This is a genomic window from Candidatus Borrarchaeum sp., assembly GCF_019058535.1.
GTDB classification, from domain to species: Archaea; Asgardarchaeota; Sifarchaeia; order Borrarchaeales; family Borrarchaeaceae; genus Borrarchaeum; species Borrarchaeum weybense.
Genome location: NZ_JAHPYX010000044.1, coordinates 1 through 6,539 on the forward strand (window position 1 = coordinate 1; position 6,539 = coordinate 6,539).

The window sequence follows — 6,539 nt, forward strand, 5'->3', positions numbered from 1 at the left end:
ATAGCTCTTGGACTGTCTATTGCCAAAGTAGTGTATGTTTGTACTCATGGTATATTGAAAATGAAGCGAAAAGATCTCTTTCAAAAGATGATGTATTTAATGTGATCATCGGAAAGACTAGCATCTCGGATGTTCATCTAATTACTCCTTCGGATGATGTGATTCAAAATGCACAGGAATCTCTACAGAAAAAGGGAGTAGTCAAATTTCCATATGATATTCGAATTTTAAAGGTTAATAAACACTTTAATATCGACGTAAATATAGTGTATCCCAATATAGAGTTTCCAAAACTTATAGATGAAAATCAACTTAAGCAAATTGAAGATAAAGTGGCAGAATTTAGCGAAAATAGTATTTATACGGTTCAAAAAATTCGCCTTCTTGACTCAATGGAATTTAGTCAAAAAGTTCAAAAAAATAAAGACAAATTATTGTTTACAAGAAATTTACGAACACAAAGTGAAGCGCTGTCTATTGTGAAAACACTTATCGAAAAATATGAACTATTAAACGTCAGTGGGGGCATTTTCGAAACAAAAGTTCGTGAATTCAGAAAAGGATATCCAAATCACCGATTTGAAATAACAATACCAAAAAGGGCAGCAATAAGTATTGGGCTAAAGGAAGGCATGAAAGCAAAAGTACAACTGCAAATAATCCCAGAGTGGAGGTAGCACACTCGTGAGCTTGACTGATATTATTGAATTACTTAATAAAATTAAGGTTTCAAAGGATTTTCCTATAGATATTGAACTTCTAAGGAAAGGATTTATTGAAACCATAAAAGAACTACAATCTGGCAAAGTGCCTGAGGAGAATATTACGGAGGTAGCAAGAATTGTCAACGAACTCCTCAGTTCCTAAAATAATCGTTAATGGATATGCAATTCAAGGAATTGGTAGTTTTCATAATCGAACAGAAGTGCTATTTCCAACCAAGAATGATGATGTAATAGTTTTTGGCAGAAATGCTTCGGGAAAAACGACATCTCTTCTAGCATTAAACTCCGTGTTTGGTGGTAATCCACCTATCGAGCGTCTAATAAAGATTATTGATCCAAAAAGTTCTAAGACAAAAACACAAGATGGAAAAGTTGAGGTCTTTTTAGAAATTGATGGGAGGAAATACACACTTCAGCATATCATTGAGCCGGGAGGCATTACTCACTCGGGTCTATTCGAAAATGGAGATGAAGTAATTGCAGGTACTCCTGAAGAGGTATTGAATTACCTTGCTCAAGAATCTGGTGCGGAACAGGGTAGCTATTTCGATAATTCCGTAATTTTTCTAGAGAAGATTGAAGATAATTTAAAAAACTACCAAGAACGGATTGAGGAAAGTTCGCTTGTCCCCACACTGCTTCGCACACGCAAAATTTTCGAGAGGCTTATCCAAATCGAAAATGATCGTTTATTGAACATAAAATCAAGAATTGATTCACAAGAAAACGAACAAGAAAAACTTGTTCAAGTAGAAGGATCTCGTGAAGAGAAAACAGGAAGAATAACAACCCTAAATCTAGAAATTGAAGAATATGAAGATAAGATAAGTCAAATACAACAAGATCTTGAAAAGTTCAATCGCCAAAATTATGAATTACAAACAATGAAAAAAGAACAGAGAAATACGCAAGCGTTATTGAAAGAAAAGGAAAAACGGTTACAATATTTAAAAGAGCAATTAGAAGGCAGAAAAGAAGATATCCAAGAGAAAGTTGAAAAACAGGAAGAATGCAGGAAATCAATTGAGAAATTAGATAATGAGATTAAAAAGTTAACTAAAAAATATAAGATGGAAGATGAACTTACTTCGGGTATTCTATTAAAAGAATTAGATTCACAAAAACAAAAGATTTTTGATCTAGAGAAGAAAGAAAAAAATAGTGAATTAAAACTTAAAAAGTACCAAGATATGCTTATAAAAACAATGAAAGAACAAGGAATTTCAAAATTATCAGATAAAGAGCTTGAAAATGAAAAGAAAACACTAGAAAAAGAATTAAAGAGCCTAAGCGAGAAAATCAACAAATTTGAAGCAAGTATAAAAAGCGATAAAAACATGATTAAAGCGTTGGATGTTATACTGCCTACTCTTAAGGAGAAAAAGACTAAAAATTGTCCGGTTTGTACTACTTCTTTTGAATCAAAAGCGTTGCTAAATTATGCAGAAGAAAATATAACACACTATAAGAAGGCTATTTCTCAAACTAAGAAAAATATTTCCGATCTGAAAACGGACGCTAAAGCAGTAAGTGATCGTAGCGGTAAATTGTCCCAAATTGTCTCAATCAATAAAGAAGTACAATTAGAAAAGAAGTTCTTAAAGACATTGAAGGATAATATCAAAGACGCTAACAAGAAATTATCAGAATTAAAAGAAGTACTTGAAAAGATAAGACAATTAGAAAACCTTTCAGTGGTTGAAGAAGCAAAAGAGGACAAAAAGCAAGATATAGACATCAAGAAACTCGAAAAAGAAGCAAAAAGTCTTCAAAGTGAAATCAATAAATTGAATAAAAAACTTGAACAAATAAAAGTAAAAGTAAAAACGCTACAAGATGGATCGAGTCAAAAAAGGATAAATGAGCTAGTAAATGAAGAAAAAACACTTAAAGAAGATTTAAGACGTACTAGATCTGAAAAAGAACGCTTACTTAAGTTGGAGACTAAATTAGAAAGTGAAAGCCAACTTCTAAAATCACGTGTCGTAGATATTGAAAAAGAAAAGAAAGAATACAATCAGGGATTACTTCGTAGAAAGATTTTGTATTTATATGTTCAATGGCTAGATTCAATAATTCCAGAATTACGTACGCAAATGATTTCGAGAATTAATCAATCGCTACCAGAAGTTGCTGAAAAGTATGGACTAGACGTGGTCAACTGGTCTGTTGAAGATAAATCTATTATTCGAAGAGTACTAGATAATTCTGAAAAAACAGAACTCCTTGAATATCAATCACTGGAGAGTTTAAGTTCAGCAGAAGCAGTTGGAACGATCATTGGGACTTTAGGACGTATGGGGGCCTTTTTAGGTAAAACCGTCTTTGTTGAAGCAGAAATGATGGACTCAAAGAGTATAAAAGCTACAAGAGATATTTTCAGGAATTTTGGTGCAGTTAAAGTAGTCTTCTTCAAAGAAGATGCTTCTTATGATGAATTAACACCCGAAAAATTATAAAAAGAGCAAATCTCTCTATTTGATTTTTGCATTTAACTCGTCGATTTTTTTCCTGATTGTTCGACGAGTACTTTTTGGCAATTCTTGAATTAATGAATCTGTTCTAGCGATAAATTCTTCTGCTAAATCAGGTAGACTACACGCAATAAACTGTTCTGCAGCTTTCAAGAAATTGAATCCGGCGTTTCTGTAATCTTCTTTAATCTCATGAAGTTCTGCAATATTTACAAACGTTGAAGCCATTCCTTCAATATCATCCAATTTTTTGTATAAATCTAACGCCTTCTTGAAGTGTGTCATAGCTTCTTCAAGTTTATCATAGGTCAAATGTATGTTGCCTAACTCATTATGAATCGCTGAAATGGCTTCTTTATTATTTAGTTTTTTATTTATTTCTAATGCTTTGTTAAAATAATCAAAAGCCTCTTCTTGAGTTTCATTGCTTTCAGTTTTGGCAAGTGCTAAAGCATAATACGCTTCAGCCATACCAGCCATACCCTCTTCATTATTCATTTTTTCATAGATCTTAAGGCTTTGTAAACCATAATTTATAGCTTCTGAGTGATCTCCTAAATTTGTAAGCGTCACACATAGATAAACAGCCACAAGAGCTGTACGTTCATCTTTATGTTCTTGAAAAGAAGTAAACGCTTTCTTATGCCATTCTAATGCTTTTTCATCCTCACCATTTTCATTTAACAGCAATCCCATCTCAAGATACGCATTGGCAGCATTTAATATATCACCTTCTTCTTCTAGAAGTTTAGCAATCTTATGATATGCTTCTAAGGCTTCCTCAACGTTTCCTTGTTCTCTTAAACTGATTGCCTTTTCTATTGCAATTTCAATTTCTTTCTTGATGTCCATTCAAATCCCTCAGTAGGACACACAATTCTGTATCTTCCCTTAAACATTGAACGGCTTATATAACTGATTACACTGCTCAACTGCTAACTAATAACTTAAACAGATGTACCTATTTAATTCTTTTTTGTAAAGCAGTTAACAATTATTTAGCAAATGTCTAAGCATTTAGACCCGTGAAGCAATTAACTGCTAATTAATAATTTTTACAGGTAGCTAAGCAAGATGCCCACTCCTTAAGGGGTGGAATGAATTGCGGTTAGTGTTCACTTTTCATTACTTTCATCATGGGGTCCCCTATACATAAATAGTTTGGTGGCTATGGTATCCTGATTAATATCGGGACGAAGGCAGGGATACAAGACCCCCAGGTAGTATCAAAGAAGTGATGGAAGTCCTTGCAGTTGTTATGGCTAATCAGATGGTATAATGGTATCAATCGCATTCGGAGGGATAATAAGCACGCTTGTAGACAAGGTGCATACTCTAATTCGATTGCATCAGGATCGTTCGCACTACCTACGGAACGTAGGGATGCTAAGCCAGTGGAGACTGAACCCTCTACTGTGATAGGAGGATACAGCTATAGTATTCCTTTAGGTGATAGAAAGTTCGGTCGTCGAAGCAGGAAGCCCATTTCATTAGCTGGGAGTAGTTCACGACCGTACCTATTTAACTTATGCGGCAGGAAGTACCCTTCCGACAGGGAGGGAGTGAAAGCCGCGGTCTTCATATATAGTTTTGGGATATAAGTACTGATATCAGAGTCTGCGTGACGCCTATGAATCTGACACAGCAAATCAGGATTTTTCCCACTCTTGAACAGGAGGAGGTGCTCTGGAAACTCTCGGAGAAATGCAGGCTCATTTATAACTTTGCCCTTGCCGAACGACAGCATGCCTATCGATACGGTATTACGGGTGTCAACTATCGTAAACAGCAAAATGACCTGCCAGCCATCAAACAGCGCTACCCGGAATATTGCTGGGTGTATTCAAAGGTGTTACAGTACGTTCTCAGGGCTTTAGCCGCCGATTATGCGTCTTTTTTTGCTTTGAACAAACATGGACGCGCCAATGCTCGCCCGCCACGCTTTAAAGGCAAGAACTACTTTACTACCATGATTTACAACCAGTCGGGCTTCAAGCTGGAACAGGACAGCATCTCTTTTTCTCATAAATGTAACAACATACCGTTGGAGTTTGTCATACCTGAAAAGTTTTCGTTCCTTAACGATACACAAATTACCCAAGTGGCTATTTTCAAGAAACATGCGCAGTATTTTATCGCCATAACCTATGAAGTCAAAGAACCAGCCTATGTGGACAATGGGAGGTACCAAGCGATAGACTTGGGGATCACCAACATCGTGACGGCGGTCAATACCTCGGGAAAATTTTTGGTGGTTAAAAACCAACGCCCCGATAAATATTGGAATCCAAAAATCGCCAAGATACAGGCACGACGGGACCATTGCAAGAAGTATAGCCAACGCTGGAACTATCTCAACGCCATCAAGCGCAAGTACGAACGAAAACGTGATCATCAGCTCAAAGATTTCCAGCACAAACTCAGCAAGAAGTTAGTAGAGAATACCAGGGCAAATACCATTATCGTAGGCGACTTGAACGTCAAGGGTATGGCACAGTCAAGGAAGGTGCCCACCCATATACGAAAGGGGTTACACCGCGCTACACAGAACACAGGTTCACTGGGGCGGTTCGTGCAGTTTCTAACCTACAAATCCAATCGGGTAGGTAAAAGACTAATAGAATTTGACGAACGTAATAGCTCCCGGGAGTGTTATATGTGCGGTAAACTCCATGAGATGCCGATCTGGCAAAGAGTTATGATTTGTGAGTGTGGTAACGTGATCGCCAGAGACAAAAATAGTTGCGTGGTGATCATGAAACGCTACCTATCACAGAATGCCAAGTGGACAGGCTATCAAGATTTTCTTGATAATCTGCGACACACAGCCAATGGTAAAACGAAAGTCCCCAGTCCAATTATTGGACATGGTTCGGAGGACTCGCAGGAAGCGCCATCCGTCAGGGTGGAGTAGTTCACTTCTTTTTTGATGAATTCCAGAGCATGGAACTAACACATAGTCTAATTTCTTAAGATCTGCAATGAATTTGAAGGACAAATCATCAAAAAAAACAAAAATCAAAAAAGGAAATTTGCGGTTACAGAGGTATATTTTTAGAAGTTTTAGTTTTAACTACGCTTTACTAGAAAGTTTATGGTGCTTACATTACGTTCTCTACCGCCGCCATCCTCTTTTATAATCTCTGATCCAATTTCGATGTTTTTCACGTCCGCTTGATCCTTCATGAATCGCTGTTTTATAATTTCAGCCACGTCAACTGCTTTGCTGATATTTCTACATCTTGCACGTATTAAAGCGTCCTCGGCTTTGTTTAGCTGTGTGATCACGGCTAAGACGTAACTCATTACAGGTTTTCTTCCGATGTAGATACAATTATCG

The 6,539-nt window shown here is 36.5% G+C and carries 7 protein-coding genes; 5 read left to right on the forward strand and 2 right to left on the reverse strand.

Features of this window, described 5'->3' with window-relative positions:
• From QVB70_RS02410 to QVB70_RS02420, 3 genes are all read left to right on the forward strand, one after another.
• On the forward strand, positions 1–677 hold a 677-nt coding region (locus QVB70_RS02410; RefSeq protein ID WP_287582997.1), incomplete at its 5' end, for a hypothetical protein.
• Positions 678–684: 7 nt separating this feature from the next.
• Complete coding sequence (locus QVB70_RS02415) at positions 685–867, forward strand: hypothetical protein (RefSeq protein WP_287582999.1); 183 nt, start codon at positions 685–687, stop codon at positions 865–867.
• Positions 842–3,184, forward strand: coding sequence for an AAA family ATPase (locus QVB70_RS02420; RefSeq protein WP_287583001.1), 2,343 nt, complete (start codon positions 842–844; stop codon positions 3,182–3,184). The genes QVB70_RS02415 and QVB70_RS02420 overlap by 26 nt, the downstream gene beginning before the upstream one ends.
• A 15-nt stretch (positions 3,185–3,199) precedes the next feature.
• Here QVB70_RS02420 and QVB70_RS02425 read toward each other — a convergent pair whose 3' ends face one another.
• Entirely contained in the window at positions 3,200–4,051 is an 852-nt protein-coding gene (locus QVB70_RS02425; RefSeq protein WP_287583003.1) for a tetratricopeptide repeat protein, read from the reverse strand.
• 395 nt (positions 4,052–4,446) lie between these two features.
• Between QVB70_RS02425 and QVB70_RS02430 the strand changes: the two genes are divergently transcribed.
• Positions 4,447–4,800, forward strand: a complete 354-nt coding sequence (locus QVB70_RS02430) for a hypothetical protein (protein ID WP_287583006.1) — start codon at positions 4,447–4,449, stop codon at positions 4,798–4,800.
• Positions 4,801–4,829: 29 nt separating this feature from the next.
• Entirely contained in the window at positions 4,830–6,113 is a 1,284-nt protein-coding gene (locus tag QVB70_RS02435) for a transposase (RefSeq protein WP_287583008.1), read from the forward strand.
• A 155-nt stretch (positions 6,114–6,268) separates the two neighbouring features.
• Here the strand turns inward: QVB70_RS02435 and albA are convergent.
• The coding region (gene albA, locus QVB70_RS02440) for a DNA-binding protein Alba (RefSeq protein WP_287583010.1) at positions 6,269–6,539 on the reverse strand (271 nt) is incomplete at its 5' end.

Bases quoted from the DNA above. Each gene is read 5' to 3' on its own strand.
- QVB70_RS02425 (WP_287583003.1), bottom strand. From the start codon at position 4,051: ATGGACATCAAGAAAGAAATTGAAATTGCAATAGAAAAGGCAATCAGT.
- QVB70_RS02435 (WP_287583008.1), top strand. From the start codon at position 4,830: ATGAATCTGACACAGCAAATCAGGATTTTTCCCACTCTTGAACAGGAG.